The organism is Streptomyces sp. GS7 (assembly GCF_009834125.1).
Lineage (GTDB): Bacteria > Actinomycetota > Actinomycetes > Streptomycetales > Streptomycetaceae > Streptomyces.
Map to the genome: position 1 here is coordinate 2,476,085 of NZ_CP047146.1, position 22,646 is coordinate 2,498,730.

General features: G+C 74.3%; 24 protein-coding genes. 17 read left to right on the forward strand and 7 right to left on the reverse strand.

Going from position 1 to position 22,646, the window contains the following annotated elements:
• The first annotated feature begins 418 nt into the window (after nucleotides 1–418).
• The 3 genes from GR130_RS10650 to GR130_RS10660 all read left to right on the forward strand — a co-directional run bounded on the left by GR130_RS10650 (nucleotide 419) and on the right by GR130_RS10660 (nucleotide 3,957).
• Nucleotides 419–1,087 carry a class II aldolase/adducin family protein gene (locus GR130_RS10650; protein ID WP_159504490.1) on the forward strand — a complete coding sequence of 223 codons (669 nt, stop codon included), beginning with the start codon at nucleotides 419–421 and terminating at the stop codon, nucleotides 1,085–1,087.
• A 98-nt stretch (nucleotides 1,088–1,185) separates the two neighbouring features.
• Nucleotides 1,186–2,313 carry an alpha/beta hydrolase gene (locus GR130_RS10655; RefSeq protein WP_159504491.1) on the forward strand — a complete coding sequence of 376 codons (1,128 nt, stop codon included), beginning with the start codon at nucleotides 1,186–1,188 and terminating at the stop codon, nucleotides 2,311–2,313.
• Between the two features lie 201 nt (nucleotides 2,314–2,514).
• Nucleotides 2,515–3,957, forward strand: a complete 1,443-nt coding sequence (locus GR130_RS10660) for a hypothetical protein (protein ID WP_159504492.1) — start codon at nucleotides 2,515–2,517, stop codon at nucleotides 3,955–3,957.
• A gap of 69 nt (nucleotides 3,958–4,026) precedes the next feature.
• Here the strand turns inward: GR130_RS10660 and GR130_RS10665 are convergent, their stop codons facing one another.
• The gene (locus GR130_RS10665; RefSeq protein WP_159504493.1) at nucleotides 4,027–4,431 is read right to left on the reverse strand and encodes a VOC family protein; all 405 of its coding nucleotides are present in this window, start codon (nucleotides 4,429–4,431) and stop codon (nucleotides 4,027–4,029) included.
• 222 nt (nucleotides 4,432–4,653) lie between these two features.
• Between GR130_RS10665 and abc-f the strand changes: the two genes are divergently transcribed.
• The 8 genes from abc-f to amaP all read left to right on the forward strand — a co-directional run bounded on the left by abc-f (nucleotide 4,654) and on the right by amaP (nucleotide 10,372).
• Entirely contained in the window at nucleotides 4,654–6,252 is a 1,599-nt protein-coding gene (gene abc-f, locus GR130_RS10670; protein WP_159504494.1) for a ribosomal protection-like ABC-F family protein, read from the forward strand.
• 350 nt (nucleotides 6,253–6,602) lie between these two features.
• A complete protein-coding gene (locus tag GR130_RS10675; RefSeq protein ID WP_016573902.1) occupies nucleotides 6,603–6,824 on the forward strand; it encodes a helix-turn-helix domain-containing protein in 222 nt (73 codons plus the stop codon).
• Nucleotides 6,825–6,939: 115 nt separating this feature from the next.
• The gene (locus GR130_RS10680) at nucleotides 6,940–7,719 is read left to right on the forward strand and encodes an enoyl-CoA hydratase/isomerase family protein (protein ID WP_159504495.1); all 780 of its coding nucleotides are present in this window, start codon (nucleotides 6,940–6,942) and stop codon (nucleotides 7,717–7,719) included.
• 241 nt (nucleotides 7,720–7,960) lie between these two features.
• Nucleotides 7,961–8,440, forward strand: a complete 480-nt coding sequence (locus GR130_RS10685) for an Asp23/Gls24 family envelope stress response protein (RefSeq protein WP_159504496.1) — start codon at nucleotides 7,961–7,963, stop codon at nucleotides 8,438–8,440.
• Nucleotides 8,441–8,476: 36 nt separating this feature from the next.
• Nucleotides 8,477–8,677, forward strand: coding sequence for a hypothetical protein (locus tag GR130_RS10690; RefSeq protein WP_159504497.1), 201 nt, complete (start codon nucleotides 8,477–8,479; stop codon nucleotides 8,675–8,677).
• Between the two features lie 6 nt (nucleotides 8,678–8,683).
• On the forward strand, nucleotides 8,684–9,070 hold the full coding sequence (locus GR130_RS10695) for a hypothetical protein (protein WP_201304856.1): 387 nt from the start codon (nucleotides 8,684–8,686) through the stop codon (nucleotides 9,068–9,070).
• Nucleotides 9,067–9,759 carry a DUF6286 domain-containing protein gene (locus GR130_RS10700; protein WP_159504499.1) on the forward strand — a complete coding sequence of 231 codons (693 nt, stop codon included), beginning with the start codon at nucleotides 9,067–9,069 and terminating at the stop codon, nucleotides 9,757–9,759. The genes GR130_RS10695 and GR130_RS10700 overlap by 4 nt, the downstream gene beginning before the upstream one ends.
• 7 nt (nucleotides 9,760–9,766) lie before the next feature.
• The gene (gene amaP / locus GR130_RS10705) at nucleotides 9,767–10,372 is read left to right on the forward strand and encodes an alkaline shock response membrane anchor protein AmaP (RefSeq protein WP_159504500.1); all 606 of its coding nucleotides are present in this window, start codon (nucleotides 9,767–9,769) and stop codon (nucleotides 10,370–10,372) included.
• 206 nt (nucleotides 10,373–10,578) lie between these two features.
• On the opposite strand, the gene GR130_RS10710 is transcribed toward amaP, so the two are convergent.
• The 6 genes from GR130_RS10710 to GR130_RS10735 form a co-directional block, all read right to left on the reverse strand.
• Nucleotides 10,579–11,334 carry an SDR family oxidoreductase gene (locus tag GR130_RS10710; protein WP_159504501.1) on the reverse strand — a complete coding sequence of 252 codons (756 nt, stop codon included), beginning with the start codon at nucleotides 11,332–11,334 and terminating at the stop codon, nucleotides 10,579–10,581.
• A 4-nt stretch (nucleotides 11,335–11,338) separates the two neighbouring features.
• Entirely contained in the window at nucleotides 11,339–13,123 is a 1,785-nt protein-coding gene (locus GR130_RS10715) for a glycoside hydrolase family 15 protein (RefSeq protein ID WP_159504502.1), read from the reverse strand.
• Nucleotides 13,124–13,153: 30 nt separating this feature from the next.
• Complete coding sequence (locus GR130_RS10720) at nucleotides 13,154–14,092, reverse strand: SURF1 family cytochrome oxidase biogenesis protein (RefSeq protein ID WP_159504503.1); 939 nt, start codon at nucleotides 14,090–14,092, stop codon at nucleotides 13,154–13,156.
• Nucleotides 14,093–14,176: 84 nt separating this feature from the next.
• Nucleotides 14,177–14,410, reverse strand: a complete 234-nt coding sequence (locus GR130_RS10725; RefSeq protein WP_159504504.1) for a hypothetical protein — start codon at nucleotides 14,408–14,410, stop codon at nucleotides 14,177–14,179.
• A 63-nt stretch (nucleotides 14,411–14,473) separates the two neighbouring features.
• Complete coding sequence (locus GR130_RS10730; RefSeq protein ID WP_236572969.1) at nucleotides 14,474–15,511, reverse strand: DEDDh family exonuclease; 1,038 nt, start codon at nucleotides 15,509–15,511, stop codon at nucleotides 14,474–14,476.
• An 83-nt stretch (nucleotides 15,512–15,594) separates the two neighbouring features.
• Nucleotides 15,595–16,215, reverse strand: coding sequence for a TetR/AcrR family transcriptional regulator (locus GR130_RS10735; RefSeq protein ID WP_159504505.1), 621 nt, complete (start codon nucleotides 16,213–16,215; stop codon nucleotides 15,595–15,597).
• A 126-nt stretch (nucleotides 16,216–16,341) separates the two neighbouring features.
• On the opposite strand from GR130_RS10735, the gene GR130_RS10740 reads away from it, so the two are divergent.
• The 6 genes from GR130_RS10740 to GR130_RS10765 all read left to right on the forward strand — a co-directional run bounded on the left by GR130_RS10740 (nucleotide 16,342) and on the right by GR130_RS10765 (nucleotide 22,593).
• A complete protein-coding gene (locus GR130_RS10740) occupies nucleotides 16,342–17,142 on the forward strand; it encodes an acetoacetate decarboxylase family protein (RefSeq protein ID WP_159504506.1) in 801 nt (266 codons plus the stop codon).
• A 13-nt stretch (nucleotides 17,143–17,155) separates the two neighbouring features.
• Nucleotides 17,156–18,049, forward strand: a complete 894-nt coding sequence (locus GR130_RS10745; RefSeq protein ID WP_159504507.1) for an SDR family NAD(P)-dependent oxidoreductase — start codon at nucleotides 17,156–17,158, stop codon at nucleotides 18,047–18,049.
• A 115-nt stretch (nucleotides 18,050–18,164) separates the two neighbouring features.
• Complete coding sequence (locus GR130_RS10750) at nucleotides 18,165–19,481, forward strand: amidohydrolase family protein (RefSeq protein ID WP_159504508.1); 1,317 nt, start codon at nucleotides 18,165–18,167, stop codon at nucleotides 19,479–19,481.
• Nucleotides 19,478–20,767: an amidohydrolase family protein gene (locus tag GR130_RS10755; protein ID WP_159504509.1), complete on the forward strand. Its 1,290-nt coding sequence runs from the start codon at nucleotides 19,478–19,480 to the stop codon at nucleotides 20,765–20,767. The genes GR130_RS10750 and GR130_RS10755 overlap by 4 nt, the downstream gene beginning before the upstream one ends.
• A gap of 126 nt (nucleotides 20,768–20,893) precedes the next feature.
• Complete coding sequence (locus GR130_RS10760; RefSeq protein ID WP_236572970.1) at nucleotides 20,894–21,841, forward strand: sterol desaturase family protein; 948 nt, start codon at nucleotides 20,894–20,896, stop codon at nucleotides 21,839–21,841.
• On the forward strand, nucleotides 21,838–22,593 hold the full coding sequence (locus tag GR130_RS10765; RefSeq protein WP_159504510.1) for a lysoplasmalogenase family protein: 756 nt from the start codon (nucleotides 21,838–21,840) through the stop codon (nucleotides 22,591–22,593). Before GR130_RS10760 ends, GR130_RS10765 begins: the two co-directional genes overlap by 4 nt.
• The last annotated feature ends 53 nt before the right edge of the window (nucleotides 22,594–22,646 follow it).

Below are 22,646 nucleotides of genomic sequence, written 5' to 3' on the forward strand. Positions count from 1 at the left end.
GGACCGTACGGACGGTGGGTGAACGGGAGGTGAACTCGGCCGGGCGCCGCGATGACACCACCGCAGTGTTCACGCGGAGGTGTCCCACGCACCACTTCCGCCTCATCCGTCCGCCATCTTCTCGTGTTCGGCCAGGGCCCGGGTCCGGGGGTCCTGGCCGCCCGGCAGCGGGCCGTTCGGTCACGGGTCATGGGTCCCCCTGGGCGATGCGATGGGAGGGGTGCGGCTCACTCGACGCTAGGGGATGATCACCACAAGACGGTCGAAGTCCGGCCAAACGCCCGCACTGGTACAGCTATCCCCTTGTGGGGGATACCGGGCGGACGGTGCGATGGCGTACGGGGCCCGGCCTGCCCGTACCGTGTCGTGCACCGCGACCGCCTTTCCGCTTTTCTGCCGCACCGCGCCGGAGGACGCCATGAAGGACCACCCCGACCACCTCGCCGCCGCCTGGAGCGAACTCGTCGCCACCGCCCGCCGCACGGTCGCCGACGGCCTCGTCGTCGGCACCTCGGGCAACGTCTCGGTACGCGTGAAGGACCTCGTCCTCGTCACCCCCAGCGGGATCCCCTACGACCGGCTCGGCCCCTCGGACACCACCGCGGTCGACCTCGACGGCCGCCAGATCATCGGCAGACTCCGCCCGACCAGCGAACTTCCGCTGCACCTCGCCGTCTACCGCAGCACCCCGGCCACCGCGATCGTGCACACCCACGCGCCGCACGCCACCGCCGTCTCCACCCTCGTCCCCGAACTCCCGCCGATCCACTACATGGCCGCCGCGCTCGGCGGCCCCGTACGCGTCGCCCCCTACGCCCTCTACGGCAGCGACGAACTGGCCGCCCACATGCTCGACGCCCTCCGCGACCGCACCGCCGCCCTCCTCCAGAACCACGGCACCGTCGCCTACGGCGCAAGCCTCGACCAGGCGCTGGAGCGCACCGCCCAACTGGAGTGGATGTGCCGGGTCTGGCTCACCGCCAGCTCCGTGCCCGGCCGCACCCCCAGCCTGCTGTCGGCCGCCCAGCTCGACGCCGCGGGGGACCGGCTGCGCGGCTACGGCCAGCGCGCCGGGCACCCCGCCTAGCCCCCGGCCCGGGCCCGCGCGGAGCGCATCGCCGCTGGTCCGGCGGGCCGGCGCGGCGCCCGGTGGCCGGGTCCGGCGGCGCTGCGCACACTGGGAAGGTGCGACTGGGAACCGTGGCGGCGGCGACCGCCATCACCGCGATCGGTGCCGGTGCCGCCGCCGTGGCGGTCGGGCGGTACGCCAGCGACGTTGCCCTGAAACCGTCGCCCGGCCGTCCGCTCCCCGGCGACTCCCGCCTCACCGTGCACTCCGCCGACGGCGGCCACGTCATCCTCACCCGCAGCCTCGCGTCCCTGCGGCCCGGCATCTACGGCCTCGCCGGCGCCGGCTGCCACGCCGTCGCCGGCCCCGTCGTGCACGGCGTCCCGCACCCCCCGGACGCCGTCGTCCGCCGCCTGGAGCGGGTCACCCACGGCACCCTGCGGCCCGGCACCCGGATGCGGATGACCCCGCAGGTGCACATCGGCAACCCCCACGACGCCCTCGGCATCGCCTGCGCCGACGTCGACGTCCCCGGTGAACTCGGGCCGCTGCCCGCGTGGTTCGTGCCGGGCGTCCGCGACACCTGGGTCATCACCGTCCACGGCATCGGCACCACTCGCGAACACCCCATGGTGGTCATGCCGTTCCTGGCCCGCCACCGCCTGCCGGTCCTCGACCTCGCCTACCGCAACGACCTCGGCGCCCCGCGCTCCGCCGACGGCATCCACCACTTCGGCGACGCCGAATGGCGCGACCTGGACGCCGCGATCCGCTACGCCGTCCGCTACGGCGCCCGCACGGTGATCGTGCACGGCTGGTCCACCGGCGCCACCATGGCGCTGCGCGCCGCCGCCAACTCCGCGCTGCGCGACCGGATCTCCGGGCTCGTCCTGGACTCCCCGGTCCTCGACCGGCACGCCACCGTCCGCGCGCTGGCCGCCGCCCGGCACGTCCCGCGCGCCCTGCTGCCGCTGGTCGTCCGCGCCGCGGAGGGCACCACCGGACTCCCCGTGGACCGCCCGGCCGACGCCCCCGACCCCGAGGCGCTCCAGGTCCCCACCCTGCTCTTCCACGGCCCCGGCGACACCCTCGCCCCCTGGGCGGCCTCCCGCGACTTCGCCGCCCGCCGCCCCGACCTGATCACCCTTCAGCCCGTGCCGCACGCCCCGCACGCCGCGATGTGGAACGCCGACCCGGACCACTACGAGGAGATCCTGCGCCGCTTCCTGACACCGCTGATGTAGCCGGCCGGGGGAGGCGGGCGGCGGCCTGCGGGGCCCCTCCCGGACCCGCCGCGCCCGCGCCGGCCACCGGACGGTGACGCCGGGGCGTACGCGGGGACAACTCCCCATATCGGGGGTGGGTCGGCCGGATGGCGCGGGTCCGGCAGACCGCAGGACGGGTTCCGATTGGGCTTTCGGGCCGTCAGCGGCAAGACTGCTCCCGTGACGTCCCGTACTCCGCGCGACTCCCGGCTCCGACTCGTCCCACGCCAACCGATCGCCGCCGCCCGGCGGGCGGTGAGCACCCGGGCCGCCCGCCCGGCGCCCCGCCCGCCCGAGGGCACGCCGCCGCCCGCGGAACTGGCCCGCCAGGCCCGTGCCGTACTGGCCGGCGCGGCCCGGCTCGCCCGCTGGGCCGACGGCGCCGCCGGCACCCTGCGGGCCGGCCCGGACGGTGCGCTGCCGCAGGAGGCCGTCTCCCGCGCGGCCGCGGCCCTGGGGCTGACCCCGGGGCAGGTCCGTGCCGACTGGGACCGGGCCCGGCTCGCCGGACTCGTCGAACTCCACGACGGCATCGCCCGCCCCGGCTGGCGGCTGCGCGCCTGGGACCGCGACGACACCGCGGTGCTGCGCGGCTGGGTCGCGCTCTTCGACGCCTGGTCGCTGGCCCTGCCCACCCCGGCCGGGGCCGGGCCCACGATCGTCGCCGAGGTCGTCGAGGCGGTACCGCAACTGCTGTCCCTGCTGCACCTGTCGGCCGGGCCCGTACGGCTGCCGGTGCTGCTCGACATGCTCGACCAGCGCGTCGCCGAACTGCGCACCGAACGCTGCGAGGTCCCCTACGGTCACGACCCCGCCCCGGACGGTGCCGGTGCCACGGGGACGGCGAGCGACGCCGCGGGGGCGTCGCTGGCCGAACTCCTGGGCTGGGCGCTGGACGCGCTGCTCGCCGTCGGTGCGCTGGTGCCGCCGGACGGTGCGCCCGAAGGCTCCCCCGAGGGCGGCCACCGCGGGCCCGAGGCCCGGATGACGCCGCTCGGCAACTGGTCGGTGTGGGTCAAGCTGGAGCAGATCTGCGTCGCCGCGCAGAGCCCCGCGGGCCATATCGAGCAGTCCGCGGAAGCGATGCTGCGCGGCTGCGCCCGGCTGACCCCGGGACCGGCCCGCGCCGAATACCGCGCCTGGCTCGCCGCCCGCTCCGTGGGCGCCGCCGTCGAGGAGCTGCTGACCGTGGCCCGCGGCGAGGACGCGCTGCTGCGGGGGCTGGCCTTCGAGGCGCTGCGCGCGGTCGGCGCCCCCGCCGAGCCCGCCGTCCGGGCCGTCGCCGACGAACCGGGCCTGCGGCCCTACGCCCTGCTGTGGCTCGTCGAGCACGAGGGCGGCGACCCGGAGACCGCTCCCGACGTCCTCACCCGCGAGGAGTCGACCTGGCTGTGGGTGGACACCGCGGCGGCCGTCGCCGACCACGGGGAGACCCAACTCCTGGTCCGGCACCTGGACTCGGCGGTCCAGGGCTCGGTGCCGCGCCTGCTGGAGGAGGTACGCGCCGTCGGCCACCCGCGCACCGTGCAGGTGCTGGTGGCGCTGGCCGCGGCGCACCCCGACCCGGCGCTCGCCAAGGCCGTCCGCCGCGCGGCCTTCCAGGTCCATACGGGCGGGGCGTAGGGCCTGTCGGAGGCGCCTGGCTCGGACAGGCCCTACGCCACCGCCCCGCCGCGGCCGGGCGGTGGCGGGTCAGTCCCCCGAACCGCCCGGTGTGTACGTCCCGAAGCTCCAGATGTTGCCCTCCAGGTCCCGGGCCATGTAGTCGCGGGAGCCGTAGTCCTGGTCCGTGGGCGGCATCAGGATCTCCACCCCGGCCTGCTCGGCCCGACGGAAGTGGGCGTCGGCGTCCTCGACGACGACATAGACGCCGGCCGGCCCGGCCTCGCCCATCGCCTCGTCGAAGAGGCCGCCGCGGCCCTTCGAGCCGAGCATCACCGTGCCGTTCCCGTAGGACAGTTCGGCGTGCAGCACCGTGCCGTCGTCGGTCTCGTACTTCGCGCCGACGGTGAAGCCGAACGCCTCCGTCAGCTGTTTGATGGCGGCCGGTGCGTCCCCGTAGAGCACCGTCGGGTACATCGTCGGCGTACCTGCCATGCTGATCACCGCACCTCTCGCGTGGTCGCGACGAAGCCCGGCGACCGGGCTTCTGTGTCTTGGCTCACAGTCTTGCACCGGGGTCTGACAACGCCGGGAAAACAACTTGCACCGGCCCGTTAGACTGCCTGCATGGCAGTTCTCCTCTGGGTTCATTAGACGGCGTAGACCGCTCTCGGACCGTCCGTCCAACCCGCCGTCTTCCTGCCCTGGAGTTTTTCCGTGATCACCGCTTCCGGCCTTGAGCTGCGTGCCGGCGCCCGAATCCTCATCGAGTCCGCCTCCTTCCGCGTCGCCAAGGGCGACCGCATCGGCCTGGTCGGCCGCAACGGCGCCGGCAAGACCACCCTCACCAAGGTCCTCGCCGGCGAGGGCATCCCGGCCGGCGGCTCGGTCACCCGCTCCGGCGAGGTCGGCTATCTGCCCCAGGACCCGCGCACCGGCGACCTGGACGTACTCGCCCGCGACCGGATCCTCTCCGCCCGCGGACTGGACGCCGTGCTCCGCAAGATGCGGGAGAACGAGGACCGGATGGCGAACGGCAAGGGCGCCACCCGCGAGAAGGCGATGAAGAAGTACGAGCGCCTGGAGACCGAGTTCCTCACCAAGGGCGGTTACGCCGCCGAGGCCGAGGCCGCCACCATCGCCGCCAGCCTCGGGCTGCCCGACCGCATCCTGGGCCAGCCGCTGCACACCCTCTCCGGCGGTCAGCGGCGCCGCGTCGAACTGGCCCGGATCCTCTTCTCGGACTCCGACGTCCTGCTCCTCGACGAGCCGACCAACCACCTCGACGCGGACTCCATCGCCTGGCTGCGCGACTACCTGAAGACCTACCGCGGCGGCTTCATCGTCATCTCGCACGACGTCGACCTGGTCGAGACCGTCGTGAACAAGGTGTTCTACCTGGACGCCAACCGCTCGCAGATCGACGTCTACAACATGGGCTGGAAGCTCTACCAGCAGCAGCGCGAGGCCGACGAGAAGCGCCGCAAGCGCGAGCGCGCCAACGCCGAGAAGAAGGCCGCGGCGCTCAACTCCCAGGCCGACAAGATGCGGGCCAAGGCCACCAAGACCGTCGCCGCCCAGAACATGGCCAAGCGCGCCGACAAGCTGCTCGCCGGCCTGGAGGCGGTGCGTGCCTCCGACAAGGTCGCCAAGCTGCGCTTCCCGGACCCGGCGCCGTGCGGCAAGACCCCGCTGACCGCCGAGGGCCTGTCCAAGTCGTACGGCTCCCTGGAGATCTTCACCGACGTCGACCTGGCCATCGACAAGGGCTCCCGGGTCGTCATCCTGGGCCTCAACGGCGCCGGCAAGACGACCCTGCTGCGGCTGCTGGCGGGCGTCGAGACGCCGGACACCGGCGAGGTGCGCCCCGGCCACGGCCTCAAGCTCGGCTACTACGCCCAGGAGCACGAGACCCTGGACCCGGACCGCACGGTCCTGGAGAACATGCGCTCCGCCGCCCCGGACATGGACCTGGTCGACATCCGCAAGACGCTGGGCTCGTTCCTCTTCTCCGGGGACGACGTCGACAAGCCCGCCGGGGTCCTCTCCGGCGGCGAGAAGACCCGCCTCGCCCTGGCCACGCTGGTGGTCTCCTCCGCCAACGTGCTGCTGCTCGACGAGCCCACCAACAACCTCGACCCGGCCAGCCGCGAGGAGATCCTCGGCGCGCTGCACACCTTCACGGGCGCGGTGGTCCTGGTGACGCACGACGAGGGCGCGGTCGACGCGCTCGCACCGGAGCGGATCATCCTGCTGCCCGACGGCGTCGAGGACCTGTGGGGCCAGGACTACGCGGACCTGGTCGCGCTGGCCTGACCCGGACCGTGCCGGTCCCGGCGGATGGATCATGCCGGCTGGATCATTCGGCTCAGCCCTGATCCATCATCTGAGTGAGAACGGCTCGTACCCCGGCGAGCCTGCGACACCCTCCCGTGCCCTCGGGGCCCGGCCGTCACCTTTTCGGCCGCATACCGTCTGACCTGCCCGTTCTCGCGGACGGAGGGGCCGGGACGCCCCGAGCGGCGCGCGGAACGGGGAATTCCGGGCTCCCCGGGCGCGCGCCGGACGGCAAAGGATGTCTCACAGACCTTGCGGAATGGGTGGCCAGGAAGCCGGGGAGGGGTGATCATGAGAGTCCAGAGCGCACTTCCCACGAGGAGGCACGGGTGGCCGAGACTCTGAAGAAGGGCAGCCGGGTAACCGGCGCCGCGCGCGAGAAGCTCGCGGCAGACCTGAAGAAAAAGTACGACTCCGGAGCGAGCATCCGGGCGCTGGCCGAGGAAACCGGCCGCTCCTACGGATTCGTGCACCGGATGCTCAGCGAATCCGGTGTGGTCCTCCGCGGTCGCGGCGGAGCCACGAGGGGCAAGAAGGCCGCCTCGGTCTGACGGCCGCGACTCCGGGTGCAGGCGGTGCCCCCCGGCCGTCCGAGCAGTCGGCCGGGAGGTTACCGTTCAGTCACTTACGCACGCAGGTGCGGCTGGCTGACTCGGAGGCGCCCTCATGACTCTGCTCGACAAGCACGGTGTCCGACTGGCCGTGGACGAGGCGATCGCCACGGTGACCCTCGCCAACGCGGCCAAGCGCAACGCACAGTCGCCCGCCATGTGGCGGGCGCTGGCCGAGGCGGGCTCGCTGCTGCCGGGAAACGTACGGATCGTGGTGCTGCGCGGCGAGGGCAAGTCCTTCTCCGCGGGCCTGGACCGGCAGGCGTTCACGCCCGAGGGCTTCGACGGCGAGCCGTCGTTCCTCGACCTGGCGCGCGGTACGGACGGTGAACTGGACGCCACCATCGCCGAATACCAGGAGGCGTTCACCTGGTGGCGGCGCAACGACCTGGTGTCCATCGCCGCCGTCCAGGGGCACGCCATCGGCGCGGGCTTCCAGCTCGCGCTCGCCTGCGATCTGCGGGTCGTGGCGCAGGACGTCCAGTTCGCCATGCGCGAGACCAGCCTGGGGCTCGTACCGGATCTGACCGGTACCCACCCGCTGGTCGGGCTGGTCGGCTACGCCCGGGCGCTGGAGATCTGCGCCACCGGGCGCTTCGTGTACGCCGAAGAGGCCGAGCGGATCGGCCTCGCCAACCTCGTCGTCCCCGGTGACGCACTCGACGCCGCGGTGTCCGACCTGGCCGCCGCGCTCACCGCCGCGCCCCGGGACGCCGTCATCGAGACCAAGGCCCTCCTGGCCGGCGCCGCCGGCCGCACGTACGAGGAGCAGCGCCGCGCCGAACGGGCCGCCCAGGCCCGCCGGCTGCGGGACCTGGCGGGCGTCGGGGAGTAGAGGGGACCAGGGCCCTTCCGACCCCGACCCATCGGACGGACCCTGGATCGGACGCATGCGTGCCGCGTCTGTCGGCCGTCGTGTGCGGCGGTGTCCCGGGGCGGGCCCGTACCGCGTGCCGCGGCCGGATGCGGCACTCCGCTGCCGCGTCCCCGGAGCGGGCCCGGGGAACCGCACCTACTGTGGGGAGCGGAGCGGGTGGCCCGCTCCCCCTCGGGCGGCTCGGAAGGGACGCACCGCGATGACCGAGAGCCAGCACCGCGCGGCCGCGGCGAAACCGCCGGTGAAGCGGGGTGGCGGCGACCCCGGGGCGCGGGGCCGCACCACCATCGCCGACGGTGTCGTGGAGAAGATCGCCGGGCTGGCGGCCCGCGATGTGCTGGGCGTCCACGCGATGGGCAGCGGTCTGGCCCGCACGTTCGGCGCGGTCCGCGACCGGGTGTCCGGCGGCAGCCGGTCGGCCCCCGCGATGCGCGGGGTGAAGGCCGAGGTCGGCGAGGTGCAGACCGCGCTGGACCTGGAGATTGTGGTCGACTACGGCGTCGCCATCGCGGACGTGGCGCGGGCGGTACGGGAGAACGTCATCTCCGCCGTGGAGCGGATGACCGGTCTGGAGGTCGTCGAGGTCAACATCGCGGTGAGCGATGTGCAGCTGCCCGAAGAGGAGGACGAGGCGGACGAGGCGGACGGGGCCGGTGCACCCGAGCCGCGGCTCCAGTGACCTCGCCCGGCCGCAGCGGTAGCGAAGGAGCGCACGATGAGCATGGCCGTGGTCGGTCTGGTGGCCGGGATGGCGCTGGGCTTCGCCGGATACTTCGGGGGGTTCGGCGCGTTCGTCCTGGTGGCGGCGCTGGGCGCCGTCGGGTTCATGGCCGGCAGACTCTTCGAAGGGGACCTGGCGGCCGGGGACTTCTTCCGCGCCCCCCGCACCGGGGACCGCGACGGCCGGCGGCGGTGAGGTCGGGTGGCGGCGGTGTCCGCGCCGGCCGGTGCCGCCGGCGTACCGGCGGGTGAGCGGGGCGCGACGGTGGTCGCCGACCGGGTGGTGGCGAAGATCGCCGCACGGGCGGCCCGCGAGGCGTTGCGCGCCGCGTGCCCCGGCGACCCCACCGACGCGCACGCGACGGTGACCGTGCGGCGCCGCGATGTCCGGCCGCCCTTCGGCGAGGCCCGGCTCCACCTCGCCGTGGAGCTCGGCTATCCCGTCGACATCGGTGTGCACGCCCGGCTGGTGCGCCGTCATGTCACCGAGCGTGTACGGGAGTTGGCGGGCATGGCGGTGTCCGAGGTGGCGGTGCGGGTCGAGCGGCTGCACTCCCCGCTGCTCGCGGACCGGGAGTGGGTGCGATGAGCGGGGCCGGCGACGCGCGGCCGGGCGCCCGGCGGATGCCCGCACCCGGTGAACGGCCCGGTGCCGCGGGCGGGTTGACCGGGCCGGCAGGGAATGCGCGGCCCGCCTCGGGCGGCGCGCTCCCGGACACCGGGCCGGCCTTCGGCGGGCGCGCCGGCCGCTTCTGGTCGGCCCGCCGGGTGCCGTCGGCGCTGGTCGCCCTGGTGCTGCTGGCCGCCGCGGGCCTGCTGCTGTACGACGTGGCCGCGGTACGCGCCCACCGCCCCGCGGCGGCCTGGCGCCGCGGGCTGGCGGACGAACTGGCCACCCGCCACCTGGACGACCCCTGGGTGCAGGCCGGCGCGGCAGCCGCGGTGCTGCTCGGAATCTGGCTGATCGTGCTGGCCGTCACCCCCGGTCTGCGGGCGGTGCTGCCGATGCGGCGCACCGCGCCCGGGGTCCGGGCCGGGCTCGACCGGCCGGCCGCCGCGCTGGTGCTGCGCGACCGGGCCATGGAGGTCGCCGGGGTGCGATCCGTGCGGATGACGGTCGGCCGCCGCCGGGTGTACGCCCGGGCCGTCGCGCACTTCCGGGAACTGGGCGCGGTCCGCCGCGATCTGGACACCGCGCTCGGCGACGGGCTGCGGCACCTGGGCCTGGCGCACCGGCCGGCGCTCACCGTCTACGTCCGGCGCCCGAGGAAGGGGTGACCGCGCCGTGCCCCGGGCCCGCGCGACGGTCAACCGGCTGCTGCTCGGCCTGACCGGCGCCGTGCTGCTGGCGGCCGGCGGGCTGGTGCTGCTGGGCGGCCTCGACCTGCCCGCGCGGCTGCACCTCGGCCTGCCCGGCGGAGAGCCCTGGGCCCGCCCCGGCGCCGTCCTCCTCTCCGCCCGCGACCGCACCCGCTGGACGGACCGCGGCTGGTGGTGGCCGGCCGTCATCGCCGCCCTGGTGGTCCTGGTCCTGCTGTTCCTGTGGTGGCTGCTGGCCCAGCTCCGGCGGTACCGGCTCGGCGAGGTCCTGGTCGACAGCGGTGACGGCGAGGGCGCGCTGGTCCGCGGCCGGTCCCTGGAGACGGTCCTGACGGCCGACGCGGAGTCCCTGGACGGCGTCGAGCGGGCCGTCGTCCTGCTGACCGGGCGCCGCACGGAGCCGCGGCTGCGCGCTCTCCTGGCCCTCGCCCCGCACGCCGATCCCGGCACCGTGGTGCTGCGGCTGTCCGACGAGGCGGTGGCCCACGCGCGGACCTCGGCGGGCCTGGCCCGGCTGCCCGCCGAGGTCCGGCTGCGGGCGGTGCGGCACCGGCCGGAGCGGGTGAGCTAGGGCCGGGTCCGTCGGGTCGTTGCCGGGCCCGCAGCGCTCCCTTCGCCACTGCCGGGCGGTATCCGCAGGCCCTGCCGGGCGGTGGTCCCACGGCGCGTTGCCCCACCGCCCCACGGCTCCGCGGCCGAGCCGCACCCGCCCGGCCGCCGCGGCCCGTCCGGCCCCGGCCCATCGGACCGGCCCCGGGTCCGTCCGCGGCGCCCTGCTCAGAAGCCGTGGCGCGCGCCCCCGTCCACCGGGACCATCACCCCGGTGATGTACGAGGCGGCCGGCGACAGCAGGAACGCGGCGGCGCGGCCGAACTCCTCGGGGCGGCCGTAGCGGCCCAGGGGGATGGTGGCGGAGTTGCGGGCGCGGGTGCCCTCGGGATCGCCGGAGAGGGAGTCGAGCTGGGTCATGCGGTCGGTGGCGATCCGCCCGGGGAGGACACCGAGGACCCGGATGCCGCGCGGGCCCAGCTCGTCGGCGAGGGACTTGGCGAAGCCGGCGAGGCCGGGGCGCAGGCCGTTGGAGATGGTGAGCCCGGGGATCGGCTCGTGGACGGAGCCGGAGAGGACGAAGCCGATGACGCCGCCCTCGTCGAGCACCGCGGCGGCCTCGCGGGCGAGCCGTACCGCGCCGAGGAAGACCGATTCGAAGGCCGTCCGCCACTGGTCGTCGGTGTTGTCGGCGGTCGTTCCGGGGGCCGGGCCGCCCACGCTGATGAGCACGCCGTCCAGTCGGCCGAAGCGTTCGCGGGCGGCCGACACCAGGCGGGCGGCGGATTCCGGGTCGGCGTTGTCGGCGGCGACGCCGAGGGCCCGGTCGCCCAGGGCGGCGGCGGCCTTGCCGGCGCTCTCCTCGGTGCGTCCGGTGACGACGACGTTGGCGCCGTCGGCGACCAGAGCGCGGGCGGTGGCGAAACCGAGGCCGCGGGTCGCTCCGGTGACGAGATATGTCCGGTCGGTCAGTCCAAGATCCATGGCCCTAGTCTGCACCCGTCGCGCCGAGCAGCTCGAACGCGGTTCCCACCAGGCCGATATGGCTGAACGCCTGGGGAAAGTTGCCCAGTTGGCGCCCGGCGACCGGGTCGTACTCCTCGGAGAGCAGCCCCACGTCGTTGCGCAGCGCCAGCAGCCGTTCGAACAGCTCGCGCGCCTCCTTGTGGCGGCCGGTCAGCCGGAGCGCGTCGGCGAGCCAGAACGAGCAGACCACGAACGTCCCCTCGCCGCCCGGCAGCCCGTCGACGGAGCCGTCCGCGGTGCTGTAACGGCGTACCAGACCGCCGGTCGTCAGCTCGCGGCGCACCGTGTCGACGGTGGAGCGTACCCGGGGGTCGTCGCCCGGGAGGAAGCCGACGCGGGGGATCAGCAGCGTCGCGGCGTCCAGTTCCGCCGAGCCGTAGAACTGGGTGAAGGCGCCGCGCTCGGCGTCGTAGCCCCGTTCACAGACCTCCCGGTGCACCTCGTCGCGCATCGCCCGCCAGCGGTCGACGTCCCCGCTGAGCTTCGGGTCGGCCTCGATCGCCCGCACCGCGCGGTCGGCCGCGACCCAGGCCATGACCTTGGAGTACACGAAGTGCCGGCGCGGGCCCCGGATCTCCCAGATCCCCTCGTCGGGGTCGCGCCAGGTGGCCGCCAGGTAGTCGACCAGCGTCCGCTGGATGCTCCAGGCGTGCGCCTCGGCCGGCAGCCCCGCTGTCCGGGCCACGTGGAACGAGTCGATCACCTCGCCGTAGACGTCGAGCTGTCGCTGCTCGACGGCGGCGTTGCCGATCCGCACCGGACGCGAGTCGGCGTACCCGGACAGCCAGGGCACCTCGGCCTCCGGCAGCCGCCGCTCCCCGCCCAGCCCGTACATGATCTGGAGGTCGGCGGGGGCGCCGGCCACCGCGCGCAGCAGCCAGTCCCGCCAGGCGCCCGCCTCGTCCAGATACCCGGCGGAAATCAGGGAGTTCAGGGTCAGGCTGGCGTCGCGCAGCCAGCAGAAGCGGTAGTCCCAGTTGCGTACCCCGCCCGGCTCTTCGGGGAGCGAGGTGGTGGGGGCCGCGACGATGCCGCCGGTGGGCGCGTAGGTGAGCGCCTTGAGGGTGATCAGGGAGCGGATCACGGCGGCGCGGTACGGACCGGTGTAGCGGCAGCGCGCGGACCAGTCGCCCCAGTCCTCCAGGGTGTCCTCCAGCGCCTGGAAGGGGTCGATCAGGTTCGGGCGGGGCTCGTGCGAGGGGTGCCAGGTGAGGACGAACGCGGCGCGCTCGCCCGCCGCGACGGTGAAGTCCGAGCAGGTGCTGAAGTCCTTGCCGTAGGTCCGGCCGCCCGCCGGGGTGCGCAGCCACACGGAGTCCGGCCCGGCGATCGCGACCCGGGAGCCCTCGGCGGCGCGCATCCAGGGCACCACCCGCCCGTAGTCGAACCGCAGCCGCAGCACCCCGCGCATCGCGACACTGCCGTGCAGCCCCTCGACGATCCGCACGACGTCGGGCATCCGGTCGCGCTGCGGCATGAAGTCGGTGACCCGGACGCTGCCGGTGGGGGTCTCCCAGACGGTGTCGAGGAGGAGCGAGTCACCGCGGTACGAGCGCCGCGCGCGGGCCTCGGGGGAGTGCGGGGCGAGCCGCCAGTGGCCGTTGTCCGTATCGCCGAGGAGCGCGGCGAAGCAGGCGGGGGAGTCGAAACGGGGCAGGCACAGCCAGTCGATGGAGCCGTCGCGGCCGACGAGCGCGGCGGTCTGGAGATCGCCGATGAGTGCGTAGTCCTCGATGCGTGGGTGCACTCCGCGCCTCTTTCCCGCCCGGCGGGAGCGCTACTCGGGGGTGGCGGCCGTCCGGGCTACGGGTTCTGCCGGGGCCGGCGGCGCAGCGTCGCCGGCTGCCTCAGTCTCTCCGGATCCGGCGGATCGCGCAGACCGCCCGGGGTCCGCCGGCGGCGCCGCGTCGCCGGCCGCCGCCCCACCCTCCGCGGGCTCCGCGGCGCCCTGTGCCGCCTTGGCCGCGGTTTCCCGCCGGTCGCGGCGCTCCCGGCGCACCAGGACGATCCAGCCGACCGGTACCGCCGCCGCGAACAGCCACCACTGGATCGCGTACGCCATGTGCGGGCCGATGGAGTCATGGTCCGGTTCGGGCACCAGCTCGGGGGTGTTCCCCGGCGACCTGGGCGCGGTCTGCTCGATGTAACCGCCGAGCATGGGGCGGCCCACCCGCTGCGCCTGCTGCCTGCTGTTGATCAGCATGACCTGGCGGGGCGGCAGGCCCTTGGTGTCCTTGATGCCGCTGACGGCGGTGGTCTCGTCGGCCATCAACCGGCCGGTGACGGTGACCGTGCCCTTCGGTACGGCCGGGACGTCGGGGAACTTGGTGAGGTCGTTGCCCGCCGGGATCCAGCCGCGGTTGACCAGGACGGCGTCGCCGTTGCCGAGGACCAGCGGGGTCAGGACGTAGTAGCCGATGGTCTGCTCGTCGGCGGCGGTGCGCTGGCGCACGACGACCTCGTGCGCGGTGTCGTAGCTGCCGGTGGCGGTGACCCGGCGCCACATGTCGCCGTGCGGCAGGTCCCGGCCGACGGCGGCCAGGCCGGTGACCGGCACCGGCGTGGCGGCCAGGTTGTCGGCGATCAGGGTGTTCTGCGCCACCTTGTGCTGATGGCGATGGAACTGCCAGAAGCCCAGCTTGATCATGACCGGGATCAGGACGAGGCCCACGAGGGTGAGGATCACCCACTGCCGGGTCAACAGGAAGCGGTACACGGCTGCGACGGTACCTCGCGGGCCTCGGGACGCCGGGGCCGGGGGTCCCCCACCGCGGCGGGGCGAGGGGCCGCCGGGCCCCGGTCAGACCCGGTCGACGATGCCCACCCGTCCCGCCGAGCGGGCGCAGTGCGCACCGCAGTACCACTGCCCCTCGGCCTCCACGCCCTGCCCGATGATCTGCACCCGGCAGTGCTCGCAGATCGGCGCCATGCGGTGGATCGCGCAGGAGAAGCAGTCGAAGACGTGCACCGCGCCCTGCGCGTGCACCTCGAACGTCATGCCGTAGTCGTTTCCGCAGACCTCACAACGTGCCATGCGCCACAGCGTGCGGTGGGGGCCCGCATGGGGCGAGGTGCCGGCGGGTGTGTTGGCCGGGCTTCACCCGGACGCAGGCGCCCCGCCCGCCGGCTCGACGTCCTGGAGCAGCTGCATGAAGGCCGCCTCGTCGACGACGGCCGTGCCGAACGCGGCGGCCTTGGCGGTCTTGGACGTCCGGGCTTCCGGGTCGTTGGTCACCAGCAGACTGGTCAGCCGGGACACGCTCGTCGCCACGTGCAGCCCGGCCTCGATGGCGCGGTCCTCCAGCAGCTCGCGGTCCACGGACGTGTCGCCGGAGAACGCGACCCGCATGCCCTGGACGAGCCGGCCGCCCGCCTCGTAGCGCCCCGGGTTGGGATAAGGGCAGGCCGGCCGCTTGCGGGAGGGCCGCCAGGAGGTGGGGCGGTACGCGGACCCGGCGGCCCGCTGCCGGGGCGCGGCGGAGTCCGACCACTCCGTCAGCGGCTGGCAGGTCAGCAGCGGGAGCCGCAGGTTCTGCCGGGCGGCCCGGCGCAGGCTGGGGCGGAACGCCTCGGCCAGCACCCGGGCGTCGTCCAGGGCGTGGTGGGCGCGCTCCTGCACGACGCCGTAATGGGCGGCGAGGGACTCCAGTTTGTGGTTGGGCAGCGGCAGGCCCAGCTCCTTGGACAGGGCGATGGTGCACAGCCGCTGGCGCACCGGGGCGGTCGCCGCGGCGCGGGCGTACTCCCGGGCGATCATCGACCAGTCGAACATGGCGTTGTGCGCGACCAGCACCCGGTCGGCGAGGCGGCGGGACAGCTCGGGGACGATGTCCGGGAACAGCGGCGCGCCGTCCAGCACCTCGCTCGTCAGACCGTGGATCCAGACCGGGCCGGGGTCGCGCTGCGGGTTGACGAGGGTGTACCAGGAGTCCTGGAACGCGCCCTGTGCGTCGAGTTGGTACACGGCGGCGGAGATGATGCGGTCGTCGCGGGCCAGGCCGGTGGTCTCCACGTCGACCACCGCGTATCCCTGGGGATACCCGGACGGCCAGTCGGCCGGCGGCGTCTGCGGGCCCGGCTGCTGCCCGATCTTCGGCGCGATCGGGGGAGCTGCTGCCATGCGGTCTTCGAGCATGGTCACTGAGGATACGGGCCGCCGCTGACAGCCACCGAACCGCCGTGCGGCGCACACCGGCCGCGCGCGGCCGGTGTGCGCCGCTACGCCGGGCCGAGCAGCGACGCCACCAGCGCCTCCAGGGACACCCGGAAGAGATGTCCGGCGTCGGCCGGCGCGGCCAGCGCGCGGGCCAGCGCCGGATCGTGCCCGGCGGTGGGGGCGTCCCACAGCTCGCCCTCGCTCGGGTGCTGTGCGGGCGACCGCTCGCGGTTGCGCTCGACCAGGACGAAGCCCACCACCTGGAACTGGACGGCGCGTACCGCCTCGGCGGCCCGTTCGCCGCGCAGCCCGGCGGCGTGCATCTCGTGGACCAGCGCCTGCTGCGCGGGCAGGAACATCCGCTCCGTCAGGCCGCGTTCGTGCACCATCGCGATCAGTTGGGGGCGCTCGCGCAGCGCGGTGTGCAGCGCGCGGGCGACCGAGACGACGCGCGCCTGGGGAGTGCTCCCGGTCGGCCGGATCTCGCCCATCTCCTGGACGGTGCGCTCCACCAGGGCGTCCAGCAGGGACTCGCGGTTGCCGACGTGCCAGTAGATGGAGGTGACGGCGGTGCCCAGTTCCGCGGCGAGCCGGCGCATCGTCAGGGCCTCGGGACCGTGTGCCCGGATCAGCCGGGCGGCGGTCCGGAGGACTTCCTCACCGGTCAGCGCGGTACGTGTCATAGCACCCCACTATCTCCCAACTCCGGCTGCCGCACGGCTCTTTACCCTTCATCGTGCACGGTGTAACTGTGTTACAGGAGCCTCGAACGACCCCCGCGAGTCCCGGATGACGAAGGGTGGTACGACATGGCACGCATACGCTACGGAGCGCGCACCGAGGCGGAGATCGCCGCGACCCGCGCCGCCGGCACCAAGCTCCCCGACATCTGGTCCACCGGAGTGGTGGCCCTCTGGGAGACCGACCCGGACGCGGTCGCGGCGGTGCTGCCGCCCCCGCTCAAGCCCACCGCCCGCCCACTGGTCCGGGCCACCATCAGCACCGTCGACCTGCCCGGCTATCCGCTGGGCGCCGGCTCGGTCGCCGTCGCGGCCGTCCACAACGGCACCGAGGGCTGGTATCCGCTGGTCATGCCGATGACCCACGAACGGGCCCTGACCGGCGGCCGTGAGGTCTTCGGCGAACCCAAGAAGCTCGGCGAGGTCACCGTGGAGCGCGCCGGCCTGGTCGTCCGCGCCGCCCTGGCCCGGCACGGCATCGCCTTCGTCGAGGTGCGCGGCGCGGTCGGCGGCCCGCTGCCCCTCCCCGAGCCGGAGTACCGGACCGACTTCTACTTCAAGTTCCTGCCGGCCGTGGACGGTTCGGGATTCGACGCCGACCCCGTACTGGTGCACTGCCGGCGCCACGAGAAGGTCCGCAGGCTGGAGCGCGTCACCGGCGACGTGGTCCTGCGGGAGTCGATGTACGACCCGGTCGCCGACCTGCCGGTGCACACCCTCGTCGGGATCACCCTCGGCGAGAAGACCACCGACCAGAGCGGCACCGTCGCCGAACGGGTCGACGGCCGGGCCCTGTTGCCGTACATCCACCAGCGCTACGACGACCCGATGCAGACCCTCGACGGGCCGCCGGAAGGCAGTGTCCGGTGAAGGGCGGTGCCTGATGGAGCTGCGGACCGGACAGGTCGCGGTGGTCACCGGCGCCGCGAGCGGCATCGGCCGGGCCATGGCGCGCCGCTTCGCCGCCGAGGGCCTCAAGGTCGTCCTCGCCGACGTCGAGGAGGCCCCGCTGCGCGCCACCGCCGACGAGCTGCTCGCGGACGGCGCCGAACTCCTGGCGCGCACCGCGGACGTCGGTGTACGGGAGGACGTCGAGGCGCTGGCCGCCGCCGCGTACGAGACCTTCGGCGCCGTCCATGTGCTGTGCAACAACGCGGGGGTGGGCTCCGGCGCCGAGGGCCGGATGTGGCAGCACGACCCCGCCGACTGGCAGTGGGCGTTCGCGGTGAACGTCTGGGGCGTCTTCCACGGCGTCCAGTGCTTCCTGCCGCGGATGCTGGCGTCCGGCGAACCCGGCCACGTCGTCAACACCTCCTCCACGGACGGCGGTGTCGCCCCGCTGCCCACCGCCTCCGTCTACGCCGTCACCAAGGCGGCCGTGGTGACGCTCACCGAGTCGCTGTACGCGCACCTGAAGGCCGAGGGTGCCCCCATCGGCGCCTCGGTGCTGTTCCCCGGGCCGCACATGCTCCGCACCGGGCTGTGGGAGTCGCACCGCAACCGGCCCGCGCGCTACGCCAAGTCCCGCCCGCGCAGGACGCCTTACCGCAGCCTCGCGGAGTGGGAGGCGGCCATGAAGGAGGCCGGGCAGGAGGTGGCGTTCACGCCAGTCGAGGACGTCGCCGAGCAGGTCGTGGACGGCATCCGGGCCGGCCGCTTCTGGATGCTGCCGGCCGCCGAGCACACCGACGCGCAGATCCGGGCGCGGTCGCGGTCGATGCTCGACCGCGCCGACCCGTCGTATCTCGAACGCTTCATCCTCGACCGACGCGACTGACACGAACGACGCGATGGACACGCGCGTCGTGATCGACGCGAACGACGCGAACGACGCGAGTGACGCGAGTGACATGAGTGGCGCGACCGACTCGACCGACGAGTGAGGGAACGGCATGACCGACCTGACCCACGACACCGACCCGCACCCACACCACCAGGACCCGTACCTGGTCATCTCCTCCGACTGCCACGCAGGACTGCCCACCGAGGAGTACCGCCCCTATCTGGACCCCCGCTTCCACCGCCCCTTCGACGAGTTCCTGGCCGGCCGGGACGCCCGGCGCGCCGCGATGACCCGGCTCGGCGTCCGCAACGAGACCTTCGCCGCCAAGTGGTTCGAGGACAACGAGGAAGGGTTGCGCGGCGGTTGGGACCCGGCGCAGCGGGCCAAGGAACTGGACGGCGACGGGGTCGCGGCCGAGGTCGTCTTCCCGGACGCCGACGCCGTGGACAGCTCGACCGCCGCCCCCTTCGGCGTCGGCCTCGGCCTCTCCGGCGACCAGGACCCGGAGCTGGGCATGGCCGGTGCCCGGGCCCACAACCGCTGGCTCGCGGAGTTCTGCGCCACCGACCCGGAACGGCACTGCGGCGTCGCCCTGCTGCCCGTCACCGGCGACATCGACGCGGCGGTCGACGAGATCCACCGGGCCCGGAACGCCGGCCTCGGCGCGCTGATGATCCCCGCCATGTGGGGCGGCAACGCCCCGTACCACGACCGGCGTTACGACCCGGTGTGGGCCGCCGCGGCCGAGACCGGGATGCCGGTCCTCACCCACTCCGGCGCCGCGCCGCGCGAGGAGTACGGCGACCACCTGGGCATCTTCGTCAGCGAGGTCACCTGGTGGCCGGCCCGCCCGCTGTGGTTCCTGCTCTGGTCGGGCGTCTTCGAACGCCATCCCGGGCTCCGCTTCGGCATCGCCGAGTCCGGCTGCTGGTGGCTGCCGAACCTCCTGTGGTTCATGGACCGGCTCTACCTGGGCGCGCACGGCGGCAAGAAGCTCTCCCCCTTCGCCGAACTGAAGCGCCCGCCGCACGAGTACCTGGACCGCAACGTCTTCGTCTGCGCCACCAACACCAAGCGTCGCGAACTGGCCCAGCGCTACGAGATCGGCGTCGACAACATCCTCTGGGGCAGCGACTACCCGCACCCCGAAGGCACCTGGCCGCGGACCCGGGAGTGGCTGGCCGACACCTTCCACGACATCCCGGTCGCCGAGACCCGCCGGATGCTCGGCGAGTCCGCCGCCGACGTCTTCGGCTTCGACCGCGCCGCGCTCGCCCCCCTGGCGCGGCGGATCGGCCCCACCCCGGCGGACCTGGGCCAGCCCGCCGACCAGGGACCGGTGGCGGCGTCCTGGCGGCGCGCCCGCGACACCGGCCGCCACTGGCTGACCGGCCACGACTTCCCGTACACAGGAGTGACCTCATGACGGCAGCACACCGCGGCGACCGCACCACGGCATCCCCCACGAGCGACCCCCTCGCGGCGCCCGGCGCCCGCTACACCGTCATCTCCGCCGACTGCCACGCGGGCGCCGACCTCCTCGACTACCGGCCGTACCTCCCGTCCCGGTACCACGAGGAGTTCGACGCCTGGGCCGCCACGTACGTCAACCCGCACGAGGACCTGCTCGCCGACACCGCCGACCGCAACTGGAACTCCGCCCGGCGGCTGGCCGACCTGGAGGCCGACGGCATCGTCGGCGAGGTCGTCTTCCCCAACACCATCCCGCCGTTCTTCCCCAGCGCCTCCCTGATGGCACCGGCGCCCACCGGCGAGGAACTCGCGCTGCGCTGGGCCGGCCTGGGCGCCCACAACCGCTGGCTCGCGGACTTCTGCGCACAGGCCCCCGGGCGCCGGGCGGGCGTCGCCCAGATCCTGCTCAACGACGTCGACGAGGCGGTGCGGGAGGTCCGCCGGGCCAGGGAGGCCGGCCTCACCGGCGGCATCCTGCTGCCCGGCACGCCACCCGGCTCCGGCCTCCCCGAGCTCCACTCCCCGGTCTACGACCCCCTCTGGGCCGTCTGCGCGGAACTCGGCGTCCCGGTCAACCACCACGGCGGCTCGGCCTCCCCGCCCCTGGGCGACGAGCCCGCCGCCCGCGCGGTCTTCATGGTGGAGACCACCTGGTTCTCCCACCGCGCCCTGTGGCACCTCGTCTTCGGCGGTGCCTTCCGGCGCCACCCGGACCTCACGCTCGTCCTCACGGAGCAGGGCTCCGGCTGGATCCCGGGCGTCCTGGACATGCTGGACTACTACCACGGCCGGCTGGTCGCCTCCGCGGCCCGCGCCACCACCGCGGAGTCCCGGTTCGGGGCAGGGCTGGCCGACGCGATGGGCGCGAGCCCCGGCGAGGTCTGGCGGGCCAACTGCTACGTGGGCGCCAGCTTCATGCGCCCTCACGAAGTCCCGCTGCGCGACCGCATCGGCCTGGACAAGATCATGTGGGGCAGCGACTTCCCCCACGACGAGGGCACCCACCCGTACTCCCGGCAGGCCCTGCGTGCCGCCTACGCCGGTCTGCCGCCCGCCGAGGTCGCCGCCATGACCGGCGCCAACGCGGCCCGCGTCTACGGCTTCGACCTCGCCGCCCTGGCCCCCGTGGCGGCCCGCGTCGGACCCACCGTCGAGGAGATCGCCGAGCCTCTGAAGGAGCCGCCGGCCGACGCGACCAGCCCGGCCTTTGCCGAGGGGGCCGCACTGCGGGTGTGGTGAGCGCCCCCGCCGCCCGGCGGGGGCTACCGGCGGTACGTCCCCGCCGGGAAGCTGACAGCGCGTCTTACATACTTCTCGGTAACAACCCCTAGCGGTAGCCCCGTCACCGCACTTATGGTGCGGGGCATGCCGCACCTGCCCGATGTCGTGTTGTGGTCCGTGCCCGCCTTCGTCCTGCTCACCGTCGTCGAGATGGTGAGCTACCGCCTGCATCCCGACGACGACGCCGAGGGGTACGGGGCGAAGGACGCCGCCACCAGCGTCGGCATGGGGCTGGGCAGCCTGGTCTTCGACGCGCTGTGGAAGATCCCGATCGTGGCGATCTACTCCGCGGTCTACGAACTCACGCCGCTGCGGATACCCGTCCTGTGGTGGACGCTGCCCCTGATGCTGCTCGCCCAGGACTTCTTCTACTACTGGTCGCACCGCGGCCATCACGTCATCCGCATCCTGTGGGCCTGCCACGTGGTGCACCACTCCAGCAAGAAGTTCAACCTCACCACCGCCCTGCGGCAGCCCTGGACGACCTGGACCGTCTGGCCGTTCTACGTGCCGCTGGTCGCGCTCGGCGTGCACCCCGCCGCGATCGCCTTCACCTCCGGCGCCAACCTCGTCTACCAGTTCTGGGTGCACACCGAGCGCATCGGCACGCTGCCCCGGCCTGTCGAGTTCCTGTTCAACACGCCCTCGCACCACCGCGTCCACCACGCCTCGCAAGGCGGCTATCTGGACCGCAACTTCGGCGGGATCCTGATCGTGTGGGACCGGATGTTCGGCTCGTTCGTCGCCGAAACCGAGCGGCCGGTCTACGGCCTCACCAAGAACATCAACACCTTCAACCCGCTGCGGGTGGCCACCCACGAGTACGCCGCCATCGCCCGCGACATCCGGGCCGCGGACAGCTGGAGCGAGCGCGCCGGACGGGTGTTCCGGGGGCCGGGCTGGCAGCCGGCCGCGGTCCTCAACGCCCTCAAGGAAGGCCGGAGTTCGCAGGGCGAGCGGCAGTCCGGCGCGCCGGACGCCGGCGAGAGGGCCGCCGTGGCGGAGCCCACCGTCGGGGAGCCCGCCGCGTGAGGGCACCCGCGCCCCGGCCGCGGGCCGCGCGGATCGTGCTGGCCGTCTTCGCCGTCCTGGCCGCCGCCCACCTCCTCGCCCTCGTGGCGCAGGCCGCCGCCGCGCCCGGCAGCACCGCCGCCGCCCTCGCCGGCACCGCCGTCCACCTCACCAAGCCCGCCCTGATGCCGCTGCTCGCCGCCCACGTCCTGCTCCGCGGCGGGCCGCCGCTGCTGGCCGGCGCGCTGCTGCTCGGCTGCGGCGGCGACACCTTCCTCCAGATCGGCGGCGGCACCGCCTTCCTGGTCGGGATGGGCTCGTTCGCCGCCGGACACGTCTGCTACCTGCTGCTGTTCGCCCGGCCCGGCAGGCGCCCGGCAGGCCGCCGCTCCCTGCCGGTGGCGGCAGCGGCGGCCTACGCGGTCGCCCTGGTCGCCACCGTCGCGCTGCTGTGGCCGGACCTGCCGGCCGCACTCCGCGTCCCGGTCGCCGGATACAGCCTGCTGCTGACCGCGATGGCCTGCGGCGCGCTGCGGGCGGGCCCGCGGGCCGCGGCCGGCGGACTGCTCTTCCTGCTCTCCGACACCCTGATCGCGAGCGGTATCGCGCACTGGCCGCAGCTGCCCGCCCCACAGTTCTGGATCATGGTCTCCTATACGGCGGCCCAGTTCGCCCTGGCCGCCGGCGTGCTGGCGGCGGCCGGCGGACCGGACCACCCGGCCGCGGACGCACACCCGTCCCCGGCGTACCGTGAGGCCGTCCGGGAGGCGTGAACCGCCCCGGCCGGCGGCGCCGTTTGCGTCTCCCCCCGTGGGAGACCCGAAAG